Origin of the sequence: Rhizobium sp. YJ-22 (assembly GCF_029601685.1) — a bacterium.
GTDB lineage: Bacteria > Pseudomonadota > Alphaproteobacteria > Rhizobiales > Rhizobiaceae > Metarhizobium.
The window spans coordinates 137,812-138,284 of the sequence record NZ_JARRIR010000012.1 but is presented as its reverse complement, the minus strand read 5'-3'; the positions used below and the strand labels follow the sequence as shown (position 1 = coordinate 138,284).

Below are 473 nucleotides of genomic sequence, written 5' to 3'. Positions count from 1 at the left end.
GAAGAGCTTGCCGCCCTCGCCCAGGAGGTCGCAGACGAAAGATTACGCTTCAAGCGCACAAGGGAAGCCCTGACGCTCTGCCGCCGCGATGTGCGCAAGCTGATCTCGGCCGCCATGGAGGAAGGCGCCGACGGCGATTGGGCGGCCATCGAGCAGCATTATGCAGCGCTGATCGCCCGGCTGCCGCGCAATCCCGCACGCCCGGAGATCGCCGCTATCCTCGACGAGATGGACCTTTTGCGCCAGGAGATCCTCAACATTCTGGAAATGCAGCTTATTTCATCAAAAACAGACGCCAATGCCGACCGAAATGGCGCACACAAACAGAATTCAAATACACAACTCATCCATGAATCTGAACCTTGCTTCAAAAAGAAGCAGGCCGCGCCGAATTCCGTACCCGAAATGGCGGATCTCGACCGGATGCCGGCATTTCCGTTGGGGACGGTGATGCGGGCCTGCCCGCAGATCGG

General features: G+C 59.2%; 1 pseudogene. It reads left to right on the top strand.

What is annotated here, in order from left to right:
- Positions 1 to 473, top strand: a pseudogene (locus P7F60_RS24195) (replication initiation protein RepC); the annotation flags it as partial.